The sequence below is a fragment of the Thiovibrio sp. JS02 genome, assembly GCF_053485635.1.
In genome coordinates this window covers 1,846,894-1,869,796 of record NZ_CM130715.1, presented here as the reverse complement: position 1 = coordinate 1,869,796, position 22,903 = coordinate 1,846,894, and the positions used below count along the sequence as shown (strand labels likewise).

Genomic DNA, 22,903 nt, shown 5'->3' with positions numbered 1-22,903 from the left:
GACGAAGAAAAAGGAGGAAAACCATGTTTACCGTAACGGAATCAGCGGTCGTCAATCTCAAGGATTATCTGGCCAAGAACAATCTCGACTCGGCCATCCGGGTCACCATGCAGAACAGCTGCGCGGGCGTGGGGTTGGGTCTTGCCCTGGACGAGAAAAAGGAAACGGACAAGGTGTTCGAGGAAGGCGGCATCACCTTCCTGGTTTCCGACCGGATTTTTGAAAGCACCGGCAGGATCACGGTGGATTTCGTCAAGCAGACCTCTGGCTGCGGATGCGGCGGCGGGGGCGGCTTTTCCGTCACTTCGGAAAAGAAGCTGGCTGGCGGCGGTTGCGGCGGTTCCTGCGCCTCCGGCAGCTGCGGTTGATACCATCAAGCACCCAAGGAGAGTTCCAATGAAAAAACTGTTCGCACTCGTTCTTCCCCTTTTCTGTCTTCTCAATGTGGCGGCAATTTTTGAGCGTTTCAACTACCTGGAGCCGGAGCAGTTCAAGCAATGGCTTGAGGCGAAAAAGCCCATGGTCATTGTTGACATCCAGATCGAGAAGGAGTTCGCCGCCCACCATTTCCCCGGCTCCATCGAAACCAACGCCTATCCGGTGGAAACCGAGGCCGAGCGCAAGCGACTCGACGCGGCGGTGGATGCCTGCAAGAAGAGCGGTGATGCGGTGGTGGTGGTCTGCCCCCGGGGCGGCGGCGGCGCCAAGCGCTGCTATTCCTACCTGAAAAGTCAGGGCGTGCCGGAGGAAAAGCTCTTCATCCTCAAGGGCGGAGTGGAGAAGTGGCCGCATCCCGACAAACTGCAAGCCGACAACTGAACCGGCCACGCGGCGGTTATTCCTCAGCGCTGATTTGAACCACGCATGAATGCCGGGCCGGCCGTTGCGCCCGCCAAGTCGGGTATTCCCGGCTCGGCGGGCAGCGGCGGAAACCGCAACCTGCAACCTGGAACAAAAAGGAAAAAACATGAGAAAACAATTCGTTCTGCTGCTGTTCTTTGTCGTGAATATCCTCGCGCCGCCGGTTTTCGCCGGCTCAGCGGTCGCCTCCCCTCCGGACAGGGACGGCCATGCCGTCATCGACACCCAAGGCCTGAAGAAAATGCTGGACGCAAACACGACGGTCACGGTGATCGATGCCAGGAATCCGGAGGAATATCAGGAAGTGCACATCAAGGGCGCGATCAACATTCCGGAGAAAAAATTCGTCGAGTACGCCGGCCTGCTGCCGGCCGACAAATCGGCAACGCTGGTCTTCTACTGCAACGGCGTCAAGTGCGGCAAAAGCAAGAAGGCGGCGGTCAAGGCCCTGGCGCTTGGCTACGCGAAGGTCATGGTCTATGCCGAGGGGATGCCGGTCTGGGAAGAGAAGGGGCTGCCGATCTACGCCGGCCCGGATTACGAAAAGCGCATCGAGACGACGAAGATCCCGTCGGCGGAGTTGGACGCCCTGATCGCAGGCGGCGGCAACATCACTGTGGTGGATGTCCGGGATCCGGAAGAATTCAGGGAAGGGCACATACCGGGCGCCGTCAATATCCCGGTGGCCTCGTTTGCCACCCAATCCGGTGTTCTCGACAAGGAGAAAAGAATAATCGTCTACTGCAACTCCGGCGGCCGCAGCTACAACGCCTACCGCAAATTGCAGAAACTTGGCTACGAAAAGATCAGCCAGGCCATTTTCGCCGATTGGAAGGAGGCCGGGCTGGTGGTGGAAAAGACGGTGACCACTCCCGCAGCCTCCAGATAATGACCCAGGAGAGACACTCATGAGCAGAGCGGATTTTGAGATCAACGCCTATCCCGGGATGGGGGCGGCGCTTCATGCGTCCGGAGCGCACCATTCCTGAGTGGTCTGTTTTTACATGCCCGGCAAAGGGCAACAGGGTATGCTTTTGTTTGAAGAACGGGAAATAGTTTATCCATAAGGGGAATGTGTCATGAGTCGATTGCATGGGTTTGCCGGTGAGGCCATCGGCAGCTTTTTGCTGGTTTTTTTCGGCTGCGGCTCGGTGACGGCCACGGTGCTCTTTGGCGCCCATGGCGGGCTTTTTCAGGTGGCGGCCATCTGGGGCATCGGCGTTACCCTGGCGATTTATGCCACCCGCCATCTTTCCTGCGCGCATCTCAATCCGGCGGTGAGCCTCGCCATGGTCCTCGGCCGCCGGATGACCCCGGCCAAGCTCCCGACCTATCTGCTCGGCCAGTTCGGCGGCGCCTTTCTGGCCGCCGGCCTGCTCTATCTCCTGTTCGGCCCTTCCATCGCGGCCTATGAACAGCTCCACGGCATCGTGCGCGGTGCCCCGGAATCGGTGAAGACCGCCATGCTCTTCGGCGAGTTCTACCCCAATCCGGGGGCTGGGGACGCGGCCATGGTCAGCGCGTGGAATGCCTTTGGCGCCGAGGCAACTGGTACGTTCATTCTGGTTTTTTGCATCTTTTCTCTGACCGAGGGTTGCAACGTCGGCCGTCCGGACGATGCCATCGCCCCCCTCTTCATCGGCCTCACCGTGACCGTGATCATCTGCATCGTGGCGCCGTTGACCCAGGCAGGGCTCAACCCGGCCCGGGATCTTTCCCCCCGCCTTTTCGCCTATTTGGCCGGTTGGGGCCGGGCGGCCATGCCAGATAGCGGTTACGGCTTTTTCACCGTTTATGTGCTGGGGCCCCTTGCTGGCGGCTCCCTGGCCGCGCTTTTTTTTACCATTCTCATTCAACCGCTGATGCATAAGAAGAATCAAGCCGGCTGCGGCTGTCGTTAAGCCCGGCACGGGAAGAAGCATAAAGGAGTATCAACCATGCAATCCACGCCCGAGAGCCAGGAACAGTTGAAGGAGTATTACGGCAGGATCCTGAAAAGCTCTAAGGATCTGAAAACCAAGGCCTGTTGCTGCGACGGCGAGCCGCTTTCCGCCGGGATGAAGAACATTCTCCGCACCATCTCTCCGGAGATTCTGAACCGCTCTTACGGCTGCGGCTCGCCCATCCCCGATTGCCTGGAAGGCTGCACGGTGCTCGATCTTGGCTGCGGGGCAGGAAGGGATGCCTTTCTGCTTTCCCGCCTGGTGGGGGAGGGTGGTCGGGTGATCGGTGTGGACATGACCGAGGAGCAGCTTGCCGTGGCCCGCAGCCATGTGGCCGGCCAGATGCAGGCCTTCGGTTATGCAAAGGCCAACGTGGAGTTCCGGCAAGGGTATATGGAGGATCTTGCCGCCTTGGGAATTGCCGACAATTCCGTGGATGTGGTGGTCTCAAATTGCGTGATCAACCTTTCTCCGGACAAGCGGGCCGTGTTTGCGGAAATTTTCCGGGTATTGAAGCCCGGCGGCGAGCTTCATTTCGCCGACATCTTCGCCGGACGGCGGGTGCCGGCGCATTTTGAAAACGATCCGGTTCTTCACGGCGAATGCCTGGCCGGCGCCCTGTATATCGAAGATTTTCGCAGGCTGCTCAGGGAACTCGGCTGCCCGGATTATCGGCTCATGGTCAAAAGAAAAGTGGCCCTCGACAATCCCGCCGTCGAGGACAAGGTCGGCATGGTCGATTTTTATTCCATGACGGTCCGTGCCTTCAAGCTCGCCTGCTTGGAGGACATCTGCGAGGATTACGGCCAGAGCGCCGTCTACCTCGGCACCGTCCCCGGTCACCCGCACGCCTGGGATCTGGACGCCCACCATCGCCTCATCACCGGCAAGCCCATGCTGGTCTGCGGCAATACCGCGGCCATGCTGGAGGAGACCCGGTTCGGCAGGCACTTCCGCATATCAGGCGACCGGAGTACCCATTTCGGCCCCTTTGACTGCTCGCCTCCGGCTCCCGAAGGCGGCGGATCAGCTTGCGGCTGTTAGCAGCTACAACTGATTTGGCCGCTGCCATTTTTTCGTTGCCTTTCCGGGGGGCCATGGGCTAGGTTAGCACCTAACCGGTGGTTAAGATTTTCCCTGCAAAAAATAACCAGAAGTGTTTCTGATGCGTGTTCGCTTTTTCTCTGTTGCCGTTTGCATTTTCCTGCTGGCCTGTTCTCTTTTCGTCCCTGCTCCGGAGGCCTCGGCCAAGGGGTGCCTGAACGGCGCCTGCCATGAGCGGCTTGCCGGGGTGCGCTACCTGCACGGTCCGGTGGCCGCGGAAATGGCCGGCGCCAACGGCTGCGAGATGTGTCATCTGCCGGCCGGCCCGGCCTGCAGCGCGAATAAGGGCGGCAAGTTCACCCTGAAAAGCAAGGACATCTGCCTCACCTGCCACGCCAGGGGCACCGGCACCCAGCATACCCAGGCCCAGGTCGAAAGCAAGTGCCTTACCTGCCACGCCCCGCACGGGTCCGATACCAGCCCCCAGATGCTGCGGCCCAAGAAGCGTTAGCCTGCCCTATTTCCTGTTCTCCTTTGTGCTTGATTTGAAAAGGTAGTTCTGCCCGCGATGGAGAAGCGGCCTCGTGACCCGTTGACCCGGCAGATGATATTTCCCAGTGCGGGCCTGATTTTTTTTGTGCGGATGGCCGTGTTTGGCCGTGTGGGGGAACGGGACCTGCTGTTTCCGGAATCCGGCGATGATCATTGTCGATTGCGATCTTTATGAATACCAGAGAATAAAGTTGGCCTCCAGGGGGATCAAGGCTTCCGGGTGGCAGGGGATTACCCGCGGCGTATAATCAGCCGCCGGCCTGCCGGCAGGCAAGGCCGCCTGATACAGGTAGCCGTCTTCAGCGCCCGTGAGTTTGTCGCCACGGGTCATGCTGATACGTTCCGGCTCCTTGCCCTTTTCGCGGGGCTCGGCATACAGTTCGACCTGGACCGTTTCCGGTCCCAGGCCGGGGAGGTAAACCTCGACGCGCAAGAAGATATCCCCTGCCGACTCGTGGGTCTTTTTCTGGCCAAAACGCACCTGCGGCCAATGTTTTGCCAGGGCATTGTGCCACCTTTCCAGGCCAACCGCCAGGCTGGAATTGTTTGTGGTCCGCCGCCCAAAGTTGGCGCTGGCCGGCAGGTAGTAGTCATCAAGATATTCCCGGGCCATGCGGTTGCCTGAGAATCTGCTCGTCAGCCGGGCCATGCTTTCCCGCATCCGAGCTACCCAGGCCGTTGGGATGCCGCGTTCATCACGGTTGTAGAAAGCCGGGATGACATCCTGTTCCAGTATGGTATACAGCGCTTCCGCTTCCGCGCTGTCCACGGAGGAACGGTCTTCATGCTCATCATCAGACCCAATCGCCCATCCCACCTCCGGGCGATAGGCTTCAGGCCACCAGCCGTCCAGCTCGGAAAGGTTCAAACCGCCGTTGACCAGGATCTTCATGCCGCTGGTGCCGCTTGCCTCCCAGGAACGGCGCGGCGTGTTCAACCAAAGGTCCGCGCCTTGAACCAGTTCGGCAGCCACCGCCATATTGTAGTCTTCAATAAAAACGACATGGCCCTGCACTTCAGGCCGGCTTAGAAAATCATTCCACCGGCGGATGAGATGCCTCCCTTCTTCGTCCTGGGGATGCGCCTTGCCGGCAATGATAAGTTGCACTGGCCGATGGACATCGGTCAGCAGGCGCACGAGCCTTTCCGGATCGGCAAGCAACAGGGCGGGGCGTTTGTAGCTGGCAAAACGGCGGGCGAAGCAAATGGTCAAGGCATTGGGGTCGAGTATCTGCTCGCACTGCCCAACACCCGCATGGTTGCCGCAGGCAGCTCGCTGGCGGGCCAGGCGTCGGCGTATTGCCTTGATGAGCGGGAGCCGCGCCTGACTTCGCATTTCCCATAATTTCTCGTCGGCGACTTTTTGACAGGCGTGTTCGGTATCCGCAAGGCTGCCCATCCAGCGATCCTTTCCGCATAATTTCGTCCACAGGGCATCGGCGGCCGCCGAATCCCAGGATGGCACATGCACGCCATTGGTGACATGGCCGATGGGAATTTCACCTTCCGGCCAGCGGGGAAACAGGGGCCGAAAGATCCTCCGGCTCACCTTTCCGTGCAGACGGCTGACTCCGTTCACTCCGCCGCAGCCGTTAAGCGCCAGATAGGCCATGTTGAAGGATTCAAGCGCATTGCCGACCTCGGCGCGGCCAAGAGCGAGCAGGGCAGCCAGGGAAATACCCAGGCGGTCGGCATAATGAGAGAAATACTGCGCCATGAGTTTTGGCGGAAACCGATCAAATCCCGCTTCCACCGGCGTGTGGGTGGTAAAGACATTGCCGGCCCGGGAACAGCGCAGGGCCGTGTGGAAGGATTGTCCGTCACGGTCCATGGCGGCGCGGGCACGTTCCAAGACGGCAAAGGCGGCATGCCCTTCGTTGAGGTGGCAGACGGGATGCTCGATATGTAATGCTTCCAGCAGGCGCCAGCCCCCGATGCCGAGCACCATCTCCTGCTGCAGGCGCATCTCCATTCCGCCTCCATAGAGTTCTCCGGTAATGCCTCGGTCGGCCGGAGAATTGAGCAGGTCGTTGCTGTCAAGCAAATACAGCGGGATGCGGCCGACCTGCGCCTGCCAACTGCGTAACCGCAGGGTGCGGCCCGGCAATTCCACGTTGACCCGCAGCCATTCTCCCTCGGCATCGCGCAAAGGGAGCACCGGCAGCATGGTGGGATTGTTGTATGGGAAAAACGCCAGTTGGTCACCGTTGGTGTCGAAGGTCTGGCGGAAATAACCCTGTTGATACATGAGCCCTATGCCCAGCAGGGGGATGCCAAGGTCACTGGCTGTCTTTAAGAAATCGCCGGCGAGAACGCCCAAGCCACCGGAATAAATCGGCAGCGCCTCGGTCAAGCCGAATTCCAGGCTGAAATAGGCCACTTTCCCCAGCTTGTCGTTTCCATATTCCCTTGCAAACCAGGTCGATTTGCTCAGGTAGGATTTTCGATGCGCGAGCTGAAACTGTAATTCAGTAAGGAAATCGGCATCAACGGCAAGCGATTCCAGCCGTTTTCGGGAAATACTCTCCAGAATCAGCCAGGGATCGCCGGAGGCTTCCCAGAGTTCCCGGTCGACCGCCTGCCAGAGTTTATCGGCGCTGTGATTCCAGTTCCAGCGCAGGTCCAGGGCCAGATCCGTCAAGCCTTTCAACGGTGCCGGTAAAGAGCGGGGAAGGTATCGGTCCGGATTCATATTACAATGTTTTCGGCAAATTCTTCGGTTCGTTTTGCCCGCCGCCGTCGGTCGGAGGATATGCCCGCCCGTGAGCCGGGGTGACGCTCCAGGGCCGGCAAACCCGTTCCCGCACTTTTTCAAAGTGAAAACCGTGGATGGCGAGTTCCACTGCAATGGGCAGGGCTCTGCGTTTCAGGAAAAAGGTTTTCGCAATCAATCGCCAATAGCGAAACCGGGTTTGGGAAACTATGCCGAGCCACCAGGCGGCTCTCAAGAAGGCGAGCAGGTCTTCCTTGCTTACCCTGGTTCTGGCGGTGGGCGTGTAGCTGCGGAGAAAGGTGTTTATCCTCTGGTAGTAGTGTTTAGGTGAATACAGTGTGGTGAGGAGCTGTTGATACCCGGCAATGAGTTTCTCCTTTGCCATTTTGGGTTTGAAATTCAGCTGCCCATCCGTGTTTTCCCCCGTGGCATCACTGAGCAGCCTCCCTTCGGCCATCAGCCGGTGCCAGAGGCGCGTCTGCGGCAGAGCGGTCAATATGCCCACCATGGCCGTGACCACCCCGATCTGCTGGATAAAACGAACCTGTATGTCGAAGATGTCCTCCGGGTCATGGTCAAAACCGACAATGAAGCCGCCCATGACCTGCATGCCGTGCCGGTGAATCGTATCCACGACCTCGACCAGACTGGCGGAGGCATTTTGTTTTTTGTCGCATTCCAGCAGGCTGTCATGGTTTGGCGTCTCAAGACCGAGAAAGACCTTGAAGAAATTGGCAGCGCTCATCAATTGCATCAATTCCTTGTCCCGCGCCAGGTTGACGCTGACTTCGGTGAGGAGGGTGAAGGGAAACCGATGTTTTCGCTGCCATTCGATCAAGGAGGGGAGGAGCTGCTTTACTTCCCGGGTGTTGCCGATAAAATTGTCATCGACGATGAAGACCGATTTTCGCCAGCCGGCATCAAACAGGGCCTGAAATTCCCTTTCCATCTGTGCCGGCGATTTTACTCGCGGGATCCTGCCGTTCATAATGATGATGTCGCAGAACTCGCAGTTGAACGGGCACCCCCGCGAGTACTGGATTGCCATGGTCGCATAATTTCGGCTGTCAATCAGCGACCAGAGAGGAACCGGCGTTTTGGTGATATCGGGCCGTTCATCGGATGCATAAAGCGGTTTAGGCCGACCGGCCGCCAGATCATCGAGGAAAAGAGGCAGGGTTGTTTCCGCCTCGTTCAGGACAAAATGGTCCACATCCTCGAATTGTTCATGTTGGGTTGTGAAAACCGGTCCGCCGGCAACGATCGTTTTGCCGTGGGCCTTGCACCGCTGGCAGATCTGGCGCACGCTTTCTTTCTGGACGAGCATGGCGCTGAGAAAGACCAGATCCGCCCAGGCCAGTTGCGCATCCGTCAACGGCTCAATATTGAGGTCCACCAGTTTTTTCCGCCAGTCGCTCGGAAGCATGGCTGCTACGGTCAACAAGCCGAGGGGCGGGAAAGCGGCTTTTTTGGCAATGAACTTGAGCGCATGCTTGAAGCTCCAGAATGTGTCCGGATATTCGGGATAAACAAGCAAAATATTCATGACGGCTCTCCTCAAGCCCAAAGCACGGTTCAGGCAATCACTCCTCGTCATTCTCCTCCTGGCCGGACTCCCCGGCTTCCTGTTTCACCAGCATGATGGAGCAAGGCATTTTTCTGACCAGCTCATCGTTGCTGCGTTCGAAAAAGAGGTCTTCCAGACGCCCTTCCTGATGGGCAAGCAGAACCAGGAGATCGATTTTTTCTTCCTCAATGGTTTTCAGGATTTCTTCGGTGGGCTCTCCCGCCCGAACCATTTCCTTTATGGACATGCCCCTGGTTTTCTCGGCTTCGACAAGCTCGGACAGCTTCCGTCTGGCATCCGCGAGAATTTTTTCATACTCTTTTTCAAGGGAGAGGGTTCCCATGCTCCAGCCTCTGAGGCCGAAGGGATTGTAAATGGAATGAATGACATAGAGATCGGCTTTATATTTCCGGGCGAGAGAAACCCCGTATTGAATGACTTTTCGGGATGACTGGATCATTCTGCTGACCACAAGGATACGTTTGTATTCGTTCATGAGACCTCCCGGTTTTGATCACCCTTTTTTTCTTCCCAGGACCAACAAAAGAATGCCGCCCACAAGCGTGACGGCTCCCACGACCGGAGGCAGAGGCAGGGTTCTCGTCCTCTCGGCAGTCATCTGGAGAGGGCCGATATCGACGACCTTCTCTTTTGTCGTGTAGGTGATCCCTTGATAGGCAAAGGCTATGATCCCCGTTGCGATGAGAATGACGGCCACCAACGTGTATGGTTTCATTTCGCTCCTTTATCAGCCGGGTTGAACAGATACCCTTCCCGCAGGCTACAGGCGACGTCGCCCCTGAATGAGGTTGAGCAGCACCACAATGATGGCAAGGACCAGCAGGATATGTATGAATCCTCCCATCGTGTAATTACTGACCAGCCCCAGCGCCCACAGAATTATCATTATCACGGCAATCGTCCACAACATATGAGCCTCCTTTTGTTGGTCTGTCAGGTGACAGTCTCTTTCGGGTTTTTGAACCATTGCTCTGCTGCGTCGTAATCGTGAAACGGCCTGACGATGCACACGTCTTCGAGCATGATCTCAAGCATGCGCAGCATGCCAAAGGCCAGGTCGCCGGAGATCACCACCGCCGTGGGGCCGAGCTTGGATTCGCGACCGAAGGTGGTAAGCAGTTTGACGATCTCGCGGGCTTCGGCCGAGGACCAGTTCGGGGTCGCGGCGCGTGCGTCGATCAACTCGGGGTAGCTCAAACCACCGTGAAGGCGTTCGACAAGCAAGTGGGTTTTGACTTCCTCCCAGGCGATAGGACCATTGGCCCTCGCCACCATATGGCCATGAGCATGGTTAACGCAACAGATAATAGGCATGGGACCCTCTTCCGCCATGGGCAATTTCAATGAATTCTCAGATCCCTTGACCGTCGGCGAATTTTCCGCATGGCCTGTCTCCACTGAATAAAGAGCTGAACGTTCCCGCTTCTACTTGACGCGCATGTCGTTCTTGACCGCGGTCACCCCCTTGACTCCGCGCGCCAGTGTGACCGCTCTGTCAATGGCTGCCTGCGAACTGACGAAGCCGCTCAGCTGAACCACTCCCTTGAATGTTTCGACGTTGATCTCGCTTGATTTCAGGGAGGCGTCATTGAAAATTTCCGCCTTCACCTTGGTGGTGATGACGGCGTCGTCGATATACTCTCCGGTTCCCTCCTGTTTTGCCGTCGAGGCGCATCCCAGCAGGGCGACCAGCAGCACGACGAGGAAAAATTCCGCGAACAGATTGATCAGTTTCATAATCTTCCTCCTGGTGTGTGAAGTTTTGATTTTGCCATGAAATCATGGGTTACTGGTGTTCACTTTCTCCAAGAATGTAGCCGGTCACCGCGCCTATGCCGCCACCGACTACGGCTCCGACCACGGGACTTCCCCCGGTGACGGCACCGAGTACAGCTCCACCGCCAGCGCCAATTCCCGCCCCACTCAGAGTTTTTTGCTCGGTGGTGGTCATCCCGGAACAGCCGATGGTCGGGACAATGACAAGAACAATAAAAGCGAAAGCGATGCGTTTCATCTCATCTCTCCTTGTTCGGTTATCATGATTTTCGTATTACTTCCGGAGTGGGCGGCCAGCGATGCCTGTTTTTATATTTGGCTTGATTATTAAATCCCAGATCACATTCGTGACAGGGGTATCTATCTTGTCGGGATGAGCACCGTAGTAATCATCCACTTGGGCAATGACTTTCTCCATGGGTATGTCAGCCATTCCTTCAACGACTTTTGCAACAAAACCATCCCTCTTGAGCTCAGGAAATTTCTCCATCAGGTGCTGTTCAATTGAAACAACATGGCCAAACCCCCAGACAAAAGCCACCTTGGAGTCATGCATCATCTTTTGCCAGACATCGCCTTTGAGAACCGGCATCCCCAGGGATTCCTGCAATCCCTCTTGAAGGGCCTTCTGGTCGGCTTTTCGCTCGGCATTCTGCTCGCGACTTTGTTCAGCAGCCGCGGCCCGCCCAGGAGTAAACGCGGGCACCATGACTCCAAGCATGAGAACTACTACAACACAAATGCCTCCCACTTTCAGTTTTTCCATGGTAATCCCCTCCTTGATTCAGAATCCGTTAAGTTCCGAACTGTTGCCTGCCCACGCAGCGGTGTGCTCCTAATCTTTTTTTGGCGTTTCGATGCGGCGTTTTCATGGCCCGATCAGCATCCGCCCCATATCCTGCCCAAGAGCAGCATGATGATCAGGGGCTGCAGGAGCATGATCAGGCCTAGTCCGCCGCTCGGCCCGGTACCCCCAGGTCCGGCTGTGGGCAGGTGGGTATTACGCCCAACCGCATCAGAATCACGGTGATGAGCAGAATCTTTCCGAGCATAACGTGTCTGCTCTCGCGGGATTGTTGGGTTATGCCGTAGAGTGATATTGAAAAATGCAGGCTCAGGATGCTCTGCCTTTACGGGTCGGGATTATTTTGTCTTTTTTTTCATTCTGGTGCCGACCAGGCCCGCCAGTCCAGAGCCGAAAAGGAGCATGGTGGCAGGCTCGGGAACCGGCTCCGCGCTTCCGCCGCCACTGAAGCCATAGCTGCCGAAGTCGGAGCGGCCGCTGCCGAAGTCCTCGGCGGTGTTGTCGTTTGAAATGAGATTGTCTACCAAGGTCACTGCCCCGGTGAGGGCGAAGGCTCTCCCGCACAGAATCTCTGCGCGAGGATCGAGGCTGATGCTGGCAAGGGCGAGAATATTGCCTGCGAAAGTAGTGTCGGTACCCAGAGTTGCGGAACTTCCGACCTGCCAATACACCCCACTCAGTGAATTCCCGTTAATGACGTTTACGGAAGAACTGCTTGCGGCCGTGAGCGTACTCCCAATCTGGAAAATGAAGTCCGCATCCGGGTCCCCTTGGAAATCGAGAGTGAGTGCTCCTGTCAACTGAGCCGAGGTGTCAAAATGATAGACACCCGGTGTGAGCGTGGTGTAGCCGGCCGACCCGAGGACAACACCGGTATAGTCGTAAACGAACGGTAAGGCTGCCAGGGTATTGTACGCACTCGTCGCATCCGCCAGAGCAAGTTGGGCGACCCCGTCGTTGGCGTGTATCGTTCCTCCACTCACGGTCCCGTCAGGATAAAAACCGGTGACGGAGGTTCCTGGGGTCACCCCTAAATTTCCGTAGATTTGCGTGGGTGGATTCGGGTCGCTATGGGCATTGGTAACGGTTTCGTGACCCAGGATTGCGAAGCTCTGCGCCGAACCAAGTATTGGCGTGGCCAGTGACGGGGTGGGAAGCGCGAGAAGTGCCGCTACTCCACATAAAATCAAGCAATGAATCTTCAACTTAAAGGCTGGGGGGGGGGCAAACCTTATATGCAGAATATGCTGAGTGAAATTTCCCATCTCTGCTCCTTTTTTTTGTTATGTTTTGGTTTTTCAGGCGTTTTCGTGCACCTCCGGCAAAAAGTAAAAGGTAAAATAATGAGGCTCACGAGAGCAGCACTTTTTTCAGGGTGTTGCTCTCGTGAGGTTGTTCTCTGATGGGTTGAAATTAGGCAATTTTTGTGCCGTCCGTGGGGCGGGGCGGCAACTAGCCGGAATTGTATATAATATGTCAGGAAATGGCAAAGCAGGATCGCTTTGGGCAGTCCGGTTTTCCGTAAATCCGATATGATTTTCTGGGGATAAGCGGAACTGAGCAGGGTTGGGAGGGAGCTTCCGGAACAGGTCGTGCCGTTGGCGGCAATGACGTCTTTCCGCCGTGGTCGGATTTATCCTAGCGGCCATTTTCCTTGAGCCACTTTCTGATCAGCTCCTTGGCCCGTTCCGGGTCGCTCTGCGCCAGGCGGTTGATCCGTTCCCGATCACTCATCCTTTTCGGGGTAAGGAGCGGGTCTTCTTCGTCGGCGGCTTTGGCTGCCGGTTGCGATTTGCGTGGCAGCGGCGGGCTCAGGATCTTTCTCATGGGCCGTATGCAGCAATAATAGACGAGCGTGAGAATTATCAGGAAGATGATCGGCTTGATCAGGAGTTGGATGAGTTCCACTTGTTCTCACCTTTGTCGGAAGTCGGGCAGGGACGGGGGCAGTTTTCTGCTGTGCCTGCTGAGGAGTTGCTTGCAGTAATCGCAGCGCGCGCATTGCCTGTCACAGTTTGTGAGCCGCCGGAAGAAATCAGCCGGCAGCCCGGCGTTGTCGATAAAGAGTTTGGGCGCCAGCCATTCCAGGGTGTCGAGGAGGTCGAGAAGGTTGCCGTCATAACAGCCATTGGCATAGGCTTCCACGGCCCGCATGAGAAAGGCCGGCCCCAGGGTGCGGCCGCAGAGCTTGAGCACATCAACCACACCCTCGTACTGACTCTGGTCCTCCGGTCGGATAAAGGGGGATTTGAAGAGTTGCTCCGGGCTTTCCGAAAGCACCCGGATGCAGCCCAGGTCGCGATTGGCGGCAAAGGTTTCGTTGGCGGCAAGGCCAAGGTTGGCAAAGGCGATCTGGGCGTCGTGGCTGAACTTGAAAGGGCAGTGGCAAAGGCAGCCCTCGTTGGCCAGCAGGGTGAGCCTGATGCCTGGATAATGTCGGCGGCACTGGCTGGCCATCTCCTTGAGTGCATCGGGCCGTCGGTTGAGGGAACGGTCCAGGTTAAGCTTGGTCGGCAGCTTGAAGTGGCTGCGGTCGATGGCATCGCAGCAGGAGACAATCCGGTCAAGGGCGTCGAGCATGCAGTTGACGCCCGGCACCGCTTCAAGTTGGGCCGCCACCTCCGGCGCAAGGTCGGAAAGGGCCTGGAGCAGATAGAAATCCACGATGGTGATGCCGTCGAGATTGCCGTCTGCAAGGAGCCTTTCCAGGCTCATCAGAAGGGTGCGCAACATTTCCCTGTCTCCATAGAGGCGGGGATGATGGAAGCGGCTGTTCAGAAGGGCATATTTTTTCGGGCCTTTGAGTTCCTTAAGGGCTGCGGCCAGTTCTGGGAAGCCGGCACCTTCCCGTGGGCGGTGGCGGCCGTCGGGGATTTCCGGGAGAAAAAGGCTGAAGTGCACCGAATAAAGGGTATGCCGCCGCGCGTTGAGAAATCGCACATAGGCCGGGTCCGGCAGGAAGGGGACATCGAGGAGCATGGTCGTCTTTGCCGTTTTGCGCATTGGTTATGGAGAAAGATTGACCATCTCATGATACCTCATGCCGCCCACTCAGTCCACACCCCGGTCGCATGACGAAGGCGCGGCGTTTTCCGGACAATCACCTGGAATGTTTTGGGAATTGTGGGTAAGTTATAAGGAGCCGGGGCGGACCGGAATCTTCCCGGAATGGGAAAGACGAGCAGGGCAGCGGGCGCTGCCGGGAGGTGAGCGATGCAGGCAGAACAGTGGGAGGACGCCTATCTTGCCCAGAGTCAGGACGCGGCCATCGGCCGGATGTTTCGCGGCATCATCCACAATCTTAACGGCATGGTACAGGTCTTTTCCCTGCAGACCGAGCTTTTTGAGATGATGGTGGCCAAGGCCCTGGACATGCTGGCGCAGATGCAGGAGAGTCAGCCATCTCCGGAGACGGCGGCCCTGCTTGAGCTGATCAGCCGCCGCAGTTCCTCCCTTGCCCAGATGAAGGAGAAGGTGCTGCAGAGCCAGAAGCTCCTGCATCGCACCCTGATTCTTCCCGACTTCAGCCGGCTTGCCGGGATAAGCCCCTATACGATCAATACGGTGCTCGAAGCGGAGGTGGAGTTTCTCTGCGCGGACAATTTCTTTAAACACAAGGTGGAAAAGAAGCTCCTCCTGGCGGAGGACCCTCCTGCTCTGGCCGCTCATCATCTTGAGCTGCACCAGATCCTTCACCTCATCCTGCAAAACGCCCTGGACGCGGTGCGGGAGGTGGATGACGCCCGGGTGGTGGTGGAATCGCGGCTGACCGGCGACGGGGTTGCGGCAAGCATCGAGGACAACGGGCCCGGCATTGATCCCGCCGCCCTGTCCCGGATCTATGAGCCCTTTTATACGACCAGGCAAGACCATCTCGGCGTGGGGCTCTATCTGGCCGCCAAACTCGCCGGCCGCTGCGGGGGCGCCATCTCCTGCGAGAGCAGGCCCGGCCGCACCCGCTTTCAGCTTCTTTTCCCGGTCCAGGCGTGAGCGGCATGACCCGGAACAGGAAAAAGGAGGGCTGTCCTTCCGAAGAGGTCCCCGTTCGCCAGGGCACCCTCTTTGTGGTGGCCACCCCCATCGGCAATCTGGAAGACATCACCTTGAGGGCCCTGCGGATTCTCAAAGAGGTGGATCTGATCGCCGCGGAAGACACCCGGCACACCCGGAAGCTGCTCAGCCATTTTGATATCCATACCCCGCTCATCAGCTACTACAAGGAAAAAGAGGCGACCCGGGCCCAGGAGATCATGACCGAGCTTGCGGCCGGCAAGTCGGTGGCCCTGGTTTCCGACGCCGGCACCCCCGGCATCTCCGACCCGGGCTCCATCCTGGTGAAGAGCGCCCACGCCCGGGGCATTGATGTGGTGCCGGTCCCCGGCGCATCGGCCCTGGCCGCCGGCCTCAGCATTTGCGGCTTTGCCGGGCCGGGTCACATTTTCCTGGGCTTTCTGCCGGCAAAGGCTTCGGAGCGGCGCCGGCTCCTGCGTTCCCTGGTCAACGAGCCATATCCCATCGTCTTTTACGAGTCGCCCCGGCGCATTGTCGCCTCCCTGGCCGATTGCCTGGCCGCCCTGGGCAACCGGGGCGGGGTGGCGGGCCGGGAACTCACCAAGATCCATGAGGAGATTGTCTGCGGCCCGCTGGAGAGCATGCAGGTAACCTTTGCCCGGCGCGGCGAGATCAAAGGCGAGTTTGTCGTCCTGCTCGAAGGAGGTCAAGTGGCTCCCGGACCGGAAACCGGCAACCTGGATGAGCTGCTCGCCTGGTACCGGAATGAGTCGGGCCTGTCCATGAAGGATGCGGTGCAGCGCCTTGCCGGGGACTTGAATCTCTCCCGTTCGGAGGTCTACCGGAAGGCTCTGGCGGTCTGGAAGAAATAGCAGGGGTGTCCATGCGGATAGGGATCATCGGTACCGGGCGGCATGGGGCGCGTTACGCCAGGCATATCATCGAGGACCTGCCCGAACTGCGGCTCGTTGCCATCAGCAGGCGCGGCAAGGAGGGCGCGGAGCAGGCCAGGGCCTGGACCGCGGCATATTACCGCGATTGGCGGGATCTGGTGGCGAGTCCGGAGGTTGAGGCGGTGATCGCCGTTACCACCCCGAATCTGCATCTTGCCATTGCCGAGAGCTGCGCGGCGCACCGGAAACCGCTTCTTCTCGAAAAACCCCTGGCCACGGATGGCGTGACCGCCGAGCGCATCGTCTCGCTTTTCGAGAGAGCGAACCTGCCCCTCACCGTGGGCCAGACGCTGCGCTACAACCCGGTAATCATGGCTCTCAGGCGCGAGCTGGGCCGGGTCGGCGCCTTGCACCATTTTTCCGCCTGCCACCGTCTTGAGCAGAACGTCCATTCCTGGCTCGATCTCCCCGAGGTCGCTGGCGGTGGGGTCATCCTTCACTCCGCGGTCCATCTTTTTGACGCCCTGCGATTCATCACCGGCAAAGAGGTGCGGCGGGTGCGGGCCCTGGTCGGCCATCGTCATACCAGCCGGCTTGAGGATCTCTTCGTCGGGCTTGTCGAGATGGAAGGCGGCCTGCTCGGCACGGTGGACGCAAGCAAGATCGGCCCGGCCCGCTGCGGCCGTTACGAGTTTGTCGGCAACGCAGGCCAGCTGCAGGGCGATCAGGTGCACGGCTTTCTCGAGTTTGTCAAAGGGGCGGAGATTGTCCCCCTTCTTCATTCCGGGCCGGCGCCGGCGATTCTGCCCCTGCTTCTGGACTGGCAGGCGTGGCTGAACGGCCGGAGGGCAAATCCGGTCCCGGCCGAGGACGGCCTTGCCGCGGTGCGGATCTGCGATGCCTGCCTGCTCTCGGCCAGGGAGGATCGCTGGGTAACGCTTGCCTGAAGCTCCCGCGTTGCCTTGACGCCACGCTGTGGAGCTTCCGCGCCTCGATCTGGCCTTTGCCGCTGCGCCCTGGAAACGCATCGACTGTCCGCTTGGATTCCTCTTGTCAATTTTTGATAAATTGGCTAAATATTAACCTTTTTGGGTGGTGTTGATCCTGTGTCGGACTGCCCGCATTTCCAGACACCCCAACCTGCGGCGGGCCTGTGAAGGAAGTTCAGGATTTTTATTTCAAAAAGGCGAAGAAGGACGGCTACCCTGCCCGCTCGGTATACAAGCTTGAGGAGGCGCAGCTGAAGCACCACCTCCTCAAGAAGGGGGACAAGGTTCTTGATCTGGGTTGCCAGCCCGGAAGCTGGTCCATGTATGCGGCCCAGGTCGTCGGTCCCCAGGGGCTGGTGGTCGGCGTTGATCTCAATTTCGGCCAGGTCCGGACCAAGGGCAACAGCGCCAGATTCATCTTCCTGCACGGCGACGTCATGGAGGAGGGGGTGCGGGTGAAGATCCGCGAACTTTGCCCGCTCTACGACGTGATCATCAGCGACATGGCGCCGCGGACCACCGGCAACAAGTGGGCGGATCAGCAGCAGTCCCTGGCCCTGTCCCGGATGGTTCTCGAGGTGGCCGGGGAGCTGCTGAAGGAGAGCGGAAACTTTTATTGCAAGGTCTTCGAGGGCGAGGATTTCAAGGAGTTTGTCGACGAGGTGCGCAGGCACTTCAAGACCACGAAAATAGTGAAGCCCAAGAGCTCCAGAAGTGAAAGCCGCGAGGTGTTCGTGCTGGGCCTGGGGTTGAAGAAAATGTGGAATGAAGAATGAAAAATGCAGAATGGCCCCTCGATTTTGCATTTTTAATTTTTAATTTTTAATCTGCAAGGAGTACTCCATGGCTGGACATTCAAAATGGGCTAATACAAAACATCGCAAGGGCGCCCAGGATGCCAAACGCGGCAAGATATTCACCAAGCTCGCCAAGGAAATTTCCGTGGCCGCCCGCATGGGCGGAGGCGACGCCGAGGCCAATCCCCGTCTGCGTGCCGGCATTGCCGCGGCAAGAGCGGTGAACATGCCCAAGGACAACATCGAACGCGCCATCAAGAAGGGCACCGGCGACATGGATGGGGTCAACTACGAGGAGATCACCTACGAGGGCTACGGGCCAGGCGGGGTGGCCATGCTGGTCGAGTGCATGACCGATAACCGGAATCGCACCGTGGGCGAGGTCCGCTTCTTTTTCAGCAAGTCCGGCGGCAACATGGGGGAGAGCGGCTGCGTCTCCTACATGTTCGACAAAAAGGGTTCCATGCTGGTGGAAAAGGGTGTGATCGACGAGGACAAGCTCATGGAGCTCGCCCTGGACGCCGGCGCGGAGGACGTGGTGGAGGAAGACGGGGTGTTTCAGGTGCTGACCGCGCCGGACGATTTCAACGGGGTGCGGGAGGCTCTTGAAAAGGCCGGGGTGACCTTTGTCGAGGCTTCCATCTCCATGATCCCGAAAAACACCGTGGAGGTCGCCGACGAAAAGACCGCCATCCAGCTGATGAAGCTCATCGACAACCTGGAAGACAATGACGACGTGCAGAAGGTGCATGCCAACTTCGACATCCCCGACGCCCTGATGGAGAAAATTTCCTAAGGCATGGCAACCGGGAAGAGGAGGGCAGGCGGTGAGGTTGTCCGGATACTCGGGATCGACCCCGGGTCCCGGGCCACGGGCTACGGGGTGATCGACAAGCAGGGCGCCGCGCTCACCTTTGTTTCCTGCGGGGTGATCCGGACCTCGGAAAAAACGCCCTTCCCGGAACGGCTCAAGGAGATCTACGACGGGATCCGCGAGGTGATCGCCCGGCACCGCCCGCAGCTGGTGGGGGTGGAGGATATCTTCACCGCGGTCAATCCGCGCTCCGCCTTGAAGCTCGGCCATGCCCGGGGGGTATTGATTCTGGCTGCCATGCAGGGGGAGCTGCCGGTGGCCGAGTTCAGCCCGCGGGTGGTGAAGCAGGCGGTTGCCGGCTACGGGCAGGCCCCCAAGGAGCAGGTGCAGCAGATGGTGCGCATCCTCCTCAAGCTTTCCGCCTCGCCCAGCCAGGATGCGGCCGATGCCCTGGCCGTGGCCATCTGTCGGGCCAATCATTATAATAATTTGTTGTAATGATGGGCTTTTTGCTTCTCTTCCCGCCAAAATCCCTTCATAATGGGCCACGGGATCGGCAATGGTCGTTGAATTTTTTGTTGCGGACCGGTGTGTTTTTAATGAATTTGCGAGATCAACAATGATTGCCTGCCTGAGGGGAGTGCTGTTCAAAAAGCTTGCCGACGCCCTGATCGTCGAGGTGGGCGGAGTGGGCTACGAAGTCTTCTTTCCCCAGGCCGGGCACCAGCGACTGCCCGAGGAGGGAAATGAAATTTTCCTCTACATCCAGACGGTGGTGCGCGAAGATGCCTTCAACCTGTACGGTTTTCTCGATCAGGCGGAAAAGGTGATGTTCCAGCTGCTCGACACGGTTTCCGGCATCGGCCCCAAGGTGGCCATGAACATTCTTTCCGGCATTTCGCCGGCCGACATGGCCCAGGCCATTCTCCACGACGATCTGGCGCGGCTTACCCGCCTTCCCGGGGTCGGGAAAAAGACCGCGGAACGGCTCTGTCTGGAGCTCAAGGACAAGGTCAACTTCCTGCCGGCGGCCCTGGCGGGCCCGACTCCGGTCAAGGCGGCGCCAGCCGATGAGCAGCAGGTTCAGGACGCCATCTCCGCCCTGGTCAATCTCGGCTATCCGCCGGCCAGGGCCAAAGAGGCCCTGCAGACGGTGCGGCAGCAGGTGGAGGCGGAGGTGTTCGCCGCCATGCGCATTGAAGAACTGCTCCGGCAGGCATTGAGGGCATTGGTGTGAATTGCGAAGAACGGTTGGTCTCTCCCCAGGCCGGACTTGACGAGCAGCCGGACGGCGATCTGCGCCCGAAGCTGCTTTCCCAGTATATCGGCCAGGAACAGCTCAAAGAGAACCTGGCCATCGCCATCCAGGCCGCCAAGGCCAGGGGCGAGGCGCTCGATCATATTCTGTTCCATGGTTTTCCGGGCCTGGGCAAGACCACCCTTGCCTATGTCATCGCCAACGAGATGGGCGCCAACATCAAGGTGACCTCAGGTCCTGTCATCGAGCGGCCCGGCGATCTGGCCGCCATTGTCACCTCCCTCCAGGAGGGCGACGTCCTCTTCATCGACGAAATTCACCGCCTCAACCATGTGGTTGAAGAAATTCTCTACCCGGCCATGGAAGATTACCAGCTCGATCTGGTCATCGGTCAGGGGCCGGGCGCGCGCAGCGTCAAGATGGATCTGCCGCGCTTCACCCTGGTCGGCGCCACCACCCGCACCGGCCTTCTCACCCCGCCCTTGCGGGACAGATTCGGCATGGTGCTGCGCCTTGATTTTTATACCCCCGAGCAGCTGGTGGCCATTGTCAAACGGTCGGCCAGCCTGCTGAACGTGCCGGTGGACGAGGGCGGCGCCCTGCAGATCGGCAGCCGTTCCCGGGGCACGCCCAGGATTGCCAACAGATTGCTCAAGCGCCTGCGCGATTTCGCCGAAGTGAAGGGGCAGGGCCGCATCACCGCCAAGGTGGCGGACCAGGCCCTCGACATGCTGGGGGTGGACAAGGAAGGACTCGACGAGATGGACAGGCGGATCCTGCTCACCATCATCGATAAGTTTCAGGGCGGCCCAATCGGCCTGGAAACCCTGGCCACCATGGCCTGCGAGGAAAAAAACACCCTGGAGGATGTCTACGAGCCGTTTCTGATCCAGAGCGGCTATCTGATCCGGACCCCGCGCGGCAGGATGGCGACCCTGGCCGCCTATGAACATTTCGGCCGGACCTTTACCAGAAAAAATGACCCGGAGATGAACGGGGGAATGCTTCCCTTTTGAGGGAGGCGGGCCAGAGGAAAGGGAGGGGCTCGATATGCCGGAAAGAAAACTCACCGTACGGGATATTGTCGAGATGAAGGGCCGCGGCGAGCGGATCGTCATGCTCACCGCCTATGACGCCAGCTTTGGCAGGCTGCTGGACCAGAGCGGGATCGAAGTGGTTCTGGTCGGCGACTCCCTGGGGATGGTGCTGCTCGGCTACGAGTCAACCGTGCCGGTGACCATGGCGGAGATGCTGCATCATGCCCGGGCCGTGAAGCATGGCGTGAAGCGGGCCGTGCTGGTGGGCGACCTGCCCTTTCTCTCCTATCAGGTCAGCGTCAAGGAAGCCATTGCCAATGCCGGTCGTTTTCTCAAGGAGGCGGGTTGTGATGCCGTGAAACTCGAAGGGGGCCTGGAGGTGTGCGACACCGTCTCCGCCCTGGTGCGGGCGGGCATCCCGGTGATGGGCCATATCGGCCTGACCCCGCAGACGGCCGGTTCTCTCGGCGGCTACAAGGTGCAGGGAAAGGATGCCGCCAGCGCCAGGCGCCTGCTCGCCGAGGCGACAGCCCTGGCGGCGGCCGGGGCCTTTGCCCTGGTTCTTGAGTGTATTCCGGACAAACTGGCAGAGGCGATCACCGCCAACATCGGTATCCCCACCATCGGTATCGGCGCGGGTCCGCACTGCGACGGCCAGGTGCTGGTGCTCCACGATCTGCTCGGTATGTATGAGAAATTCGTGCCCAGCTTTGTCAAGCGGTATGCCAAGCTGGCCCCCCAGATCAAGGAGGCGGTCGCCTCCTACCGGGATGAGGTCAAGGCAGGCGTCTATCCCGATGCGGAGCACTGCTTCACCATGCAACTTGCGGTGGAATCGCTGTTGAAAAAAGAGTAAAAGTATTACGATACCTTACGCGGTTTTTTCAGCGGACTGTTGGCGGCACAGGGAGGTGCCGCCGAATGTTGGCGGCTCTGAAAGAGCCAGGAAATTCGTGAGGTTGGTCAAAGCCTTCTTTGACCAACCGGCGGTTGAAAACGCCAGGGACGGCTTTTCCAACGGACTGTCAAGCGCAGAGAAGAAAGGTTGAGAAACGATGGATATAGCAACAGTGATCGGTATGGTCTTTGGCACGGCAATCCTGGCCGCCGCCATTGTTCTGGGGGGAAACGTCCTGCTCTTTGTGGACATTCCCTCCGTTTTCATCGTGGGGGGCGGCATCATCGCCACCGCCTTTATCCGCTTCAGCATGGCCGATGTCATCAACTCCATCAAGGTGGCGCTCAATGCCTTTTTCATCAAGGCGAGCGTCCCCACCGAGGTTATTCAGGAGATCGTCAATCTGGCCAACATCGCCCGGAAAAACGGTCTCATCGTCCTTGAACAGCAGCCCATCAACGATCCTTTTCTGAAAAAGGCGATCATGTATTGCGTGGACGGCCATGAGGCGGAGTTCATCGAAGAGGTTCTGAAAAAGGAGGTGAGCCTCACCGTGGAACGGCACGAGGTGGGGCAATCGGTTTTCAGGGGCATGGGCGATTCGGGACCCGCCTTCGGCATGATCGGCACCCTGGTCGGCCTGGTGCAGATGCTGGCCAACCTGAGCGACCCTTCGGCGGTCGGACCCGCCATGGCCGTTGCCCTTCTCACCACCCTCTATGGCGCGGTGGCGGCCAACCTCTTCTTCATCCCCCTGGCGGATAAGCTCGGCCTGCGCTGCAAGGAGGAGGAGCGCAACCGCAAACTGATCATCGAAGGGGTGCTCGGTATCCTGAAGGGGTTGAACCCGAGGGTCATGGAAGAGTTCCTGGAAACCTTTCTGCCGCCCAAGGATCGCAAGGCCGCGGAAGCCCGCTGAGGGTT

Annotated in this window: 28 protein-coding genes; 16 read left to right on the top strand and 12 right to left on the bottom strand. The window is 58.8% G+C overall.

All coding sequences use genetic code 11. The annotated features are described in order from the left end of the window. Positions 1 to 23 precede the first annotated feature (23 nt). From ACUUL3_RS08725 to ACUUL3_RS08700, 6 genes are all read left to right on the top strand, one after another. The gene (locus ACUUL3_RS08725) at positions 24 to 368 is read left to right on the top strand and encodes an IscA/HesB family protein (protein ID WP_448550599.1); all 345 of its coding nucleotides are present in this window, start codon (positions 24 to 26) and stop codon (positions 366 to 368) included. 28 nt (positions 369 to 396) lie between these two features. Further along, positions 397 to 819: a rhodanese-like domain-containing protein gene (locus ACUUL3_RS08720; protein WP_448550598.1), complete on the top strand. Its 423-nt coding sequence runs from the start codon at positions 397 to 399 to the stop codon at positions 817 to 819. 148 nt (positions 820 to 967) lie between these two features. Further along, positions 968 to 1,750, top strand: a complete 783-nt coding sequence (locus ACUUL3_RS08715) for a rhodanese-like domain-containing protein (RefSeq protein ID WP_448550597.1) — start codon at positions 968 to 970, stop codon at positions 1,748 to 1,750. A 190-nt stretch (positions 1,751 to 1,940) separates the two neighbouring features. After that, entirely contained in the window at positions 1,941 to 2,762 is an 822-nt protein-coding gene (locus tag ACUUL3_RS08710) for an MIP/aquaporin family protein (protein ID WP_448550596.1), read from the top strand. A 36-nt stretch (positions 2,763 to 2,798) separates the two neighbouring features. Next, the gene (locus tag ACUUL3_RS08705) at positions 2,799 to 3,848 is read left to right on the top strand and encodes a methyltransferase domain-containing protein (protein WP_448550595.1); all 1,050 of its coding nucleotides are present in this window, start codon (positions 2,799 to 2,801) and stop codon (positions 3,846 to 3,848) included. A gap of 121 nt (positions 3,849 to 3,969) precedes the next feature. Beyond that, positions 3,970 to 4,359 (top strand): cytochrome c3 family protein, encoded by a 390-nt coding sequence (locus ACUUL3_RS08700; RefSeq protein ID WP_448550594.1) that lies wholly within the window; start codon positions 3,970 to 3,972, stop codon positions 4,357 to 4,359. Positions 4,360 to 4,569: 210 nt separating this feature from the next. On the opposite strand, the gene glgP is transcribed toward ACUUL3_RS08700, so the two are convergent. From glgP to ACUUL3_RS08640, 12 genes are all read right to left on the bottom strand, one after another. Next, positions 4,570 to 7,050, bottom strand: a complete 2,481-nt coding sequence (gene glgP / locus ACUUL3_RS08695) for an alpha-glucan family phosphorylase (protein WP_448550593.1) — start codon at positions 7,048 to 7,050, stop codon at positions 4,570 to 4,572. Positions 7,051 to 7,093: 43 nt separating this feature from the next. Further along, entirely contained in the window at positions 7,094 to 8,659 is a 1,566-nt protein-coding gene (locus ACUUL3_RS08690; protein ID WP_448550592.1) for a B12-binding domain-containing radical SAM protein, read from the bottom strand. Positions 8,660 to 8,696: 37 nt separating this feature from the next. Beyond that, positions 8,697 to 9,176 carry a universal stress protein gene (locus tag ACUUL3_RS08685; RefSeq protein ID WP_448550591.1) on the bottom strand — a complete coding sequence of 160 codons (480 nt, stop codon included), beginning with the start codon at positions 9,174 to 9,176 and terminating at the stop codon, positions 8,697 to 8,699. 18 nt (positions 9,177 to 9,194) lie between these two features. Beyond that, complete coding sequence (locus ACUUL3_RS08680; RefSeq protein WP_448550590.1) at positions 9,195 to 9,416, bottom strand: DUF3185 domain-containing protein; 222 nt, start codon at positions 9,414 to 9,416, stop codon at positions 9,195 to 9,197. Between the two features lie 45 nt (positions 9,417 to 9,461). After that, positions 9,462 to 9,611, bottom strand: coding sequence for a lmo0937 family membrane protein (locus ACUUL3_RS08675; protein WP_448550589.1), 150 nt, complete (start codon positions 9,609 to 9,611; stop codon positions 9,462 to 9,464). Between the two features lie 23 nt (positions 9,612 to 9,634). Beyond that, the gene (locus ACUUL3_RS08670; protein WP_448550588.1) at positions 9,635 to 9,883 is read right to left on the bottom strand and encodes a hypothetical protein; all 249 of its coding nucleotides are present in this window, start codon (positions 9,881 to 9,883) and stop codon (positions 9,635 to 9,637) included. Between the two features lie 243 nt (positions 9,884 to 10,126). Further along, positions 10,127 to 10,438: a BON domain-containing protein gene (locus tag ACUUL3_RS08665; protein ID WP_448550587.1), complete on the bottom strand. Its 312-nt coding sequence runs from the start codon at positions 10,436 to 10,438 to the stop codon at positions 10,127 to 10,129. A 49-nt stretch (positions 10,439 to 10,487) separates the two neighbouring features. Then, the gene (locus ACUUL3_RS08660) at positions 10,488 to 10,715 is read right to left on the bottom strand and encodes a YMGG-like glycine zipper-containing protein (protein ID WP_448550586.1); all 228 of its coding nucleotides are present in this window, start codon (positions 10,713 to 10,715) and stop codon (positions 10,488 to 10,490) included. 36 nt (positions 10,716 to 10,751) lie between these two features. Further along, on the bottom strand, positions 10,752 to 11,243 hold the full coding sequence (locus ACUUL3_RS08655; RefSeq protein ID WP_448550585.1) for a hypothetical protein: 492 nt from the start codon (positions 11,241 to 11,243) through the stop codon (positions 10,752 to 10,754). Between the two features lie 377 nt (positions 11,244 to 11,620). Further along, the gene (locus ACUUL3_RS08650) at positions 11,621 to 12,547 is read right to left on the bottom strand and encodes a DUF3494 domain-containing protein (protein ID WP_448550584.1); all 927 of its coding nucleotides are present in this window, start codon (positions 12,545 to 12,547) and stop codon (positions 11,621 to 11,623) included. Between the two features lie 373 nt (positions 12,548 to 12,920). Beyond that, the gene (locus tag ACUUL3_RS08645) at positions 12,921 to 13,190 is read right to left on the bottom strand and encodes a hypothetical protein (protein WP_448550583.1); all 270 of its coding nucleotides are present in this window, start codon (positions 13,188 to 13,190) and stop codon (positions 12,921 to 12,923) included. Between the two features lie 6 nt (positions 13,191 to 13,196). Next, positions 13,197 to 14,285 (bottom strand): hypothetical protein, encoded by a 1,089-nt coding sequence (locus tag ACUUL3_RS08640; protein ID WP_448550582.1) that lies wholly within the window; start codon positions 14,283 to 14,285, stop codon positions 13,197 to 13,199. A 210-nt stretch (positions 14,286 to 14,495) separates the two neighbouring features. Between ACUUL3_RS08640 and ACUUL3_RS08635 the strand changes: the two genes are divergently transcribed. The 10 genes from ACUUL3_RS08635 (at position 14,496) to ACUUL3_RS08590 (ending at position 22,898) form a co-directional block, all read left to right on the top strand. Then, positions 14,496 to 15,272 (top strand): sensor histidine kinase, encoded by a 777-nt coding sequence (locus ACUUL3_RS08635; RefSeq protein WP_448550581.1) that lies wholly within the window; start codon positions 14,496 to 14,498, stop codon positions 15,270 to 15,272. Positions 15,273 to 15,277: 5 nt separating this feature from the next. Then, positions 15,278 to 16,165 (top strand): 16S rRNA (cytidine(1402)-2'-O)-methyltransferase, encoded by an 888-nt coding sequence (gene rsmI, locus ACUUL3_RS08630; RefSeq protein ID WP_448550580.1) that lies wholly within the window; start codon positions 15,278 to 15,280, stop codon positions 16,163 to 16,165. Positions 16,166 to 16,176: 11 nt separating this feature from the next. Continuing rightward, positions 16,177 to 17,133, top strand: a complete 957-nt coding sequence (locus tag ACUUL3_RS08625) for a Gfo/Idh/MocA family protein (RefSeq protein ID WP_448550579.1) — start codon at positions 16,177 to 16,179, stop codon at positions 17,131 to 17,133. A gap of 206 nt (positions 17,134 to 17,339) precedes the next feature. Next, complete coding sequence (locus tag ACUUL3_RS08620) at positions 17,340 to 17,951, top strand: RlmE family RNA methyltransferase (RefSeq protein ID WP_448550578.1); 612 nt, start codon at positions 17,340 to 17,342, stop codon at positions 17,949 to 17,951. A 67-nt stretch (positions 17,952 to 18,018) separates the two neighbouring features. Further along, on the top strand, positions 18,019 to 18,768 hold the full coding sequence (locus ACUUL3_RS08615; RefSeq protein WP_448550577.1) for a YebC/PmpR family DNA-binding transcriptional regulator: 750 nt from the start codon (positions 18,019 to 18,021) through the stop codon (positions 18,766 to 18,768). A gap of 3 nt (positions 18,769 to 18,771) precedes the next feature. Then, entirely contained in the window at positions 18,772 to 19,284 is a 513-nt protein-coding gene (gene ruvC / locus ACUUL3_RS08610) for a crossover junction endodeoxyribonuclease RuvC (RefSeq protein WP_448550576.1), read from the top strand. A 121-nt stretch (positions 19,285 to 19,405) separates the two neighbouring features. After that, positions 19,406 to 20,023 carry a Holliday junction branch migration protein RuvA gene (gene ruvA, locus ACUUL3_RS08605; protein WP_448550575.1) on the top strand — a complete coding sequence of 206 codons (618 nt, stop codon included), beginning with the start codon at positions 19,406 to 19,408 and terminating at the stop codon, positions 20,021 to 20,023. Next, entirely contained in the window at positions 20,020 to 21,060 is a 1,041-nt protein-coding gene (gene ruvB / locus ACUUL3_RS08600; protein ID WP_448550574.1) for a Holliday junction branch migration DNA helicase RuvB, read from the top strand. Before ruvA ends, ruvB begins: the two co-directional genes overlap by 4 nt. 34 nt (positions 21,061 to 21,094) lie before the next feature. After that, positions 21,095 to 21,937, top strand: a complete 843-nt coding sequence (gene panB, locus ACUUL3_RS08595) for a 3-methyl-2-oxobutanoate hydroxymethyltransferase (protein ID WP_448550573.1) — start codon at positions 21,095 to 21,097, stop codon at positions 21,935 to 21,937. A gap of 199 nt (positions 21,938 to 22,136) precedes the next feature. Next, positions 22,137 to 22,898 carry a MotA/TolQ/ExbB proton channel family protein gene (locus ACUUL3_RS08590; protein WP_448550572.1) on the top strand — a complete coding sequence of 254 codons (762 nt, stop codon included), beginning with the start codon at positions 22,137 to 22,139 and terminating at the stop codon, positions 22,896 to 22,898. Positions 22,899 to 22,903 lie beyond the last annotated feature (5 nt).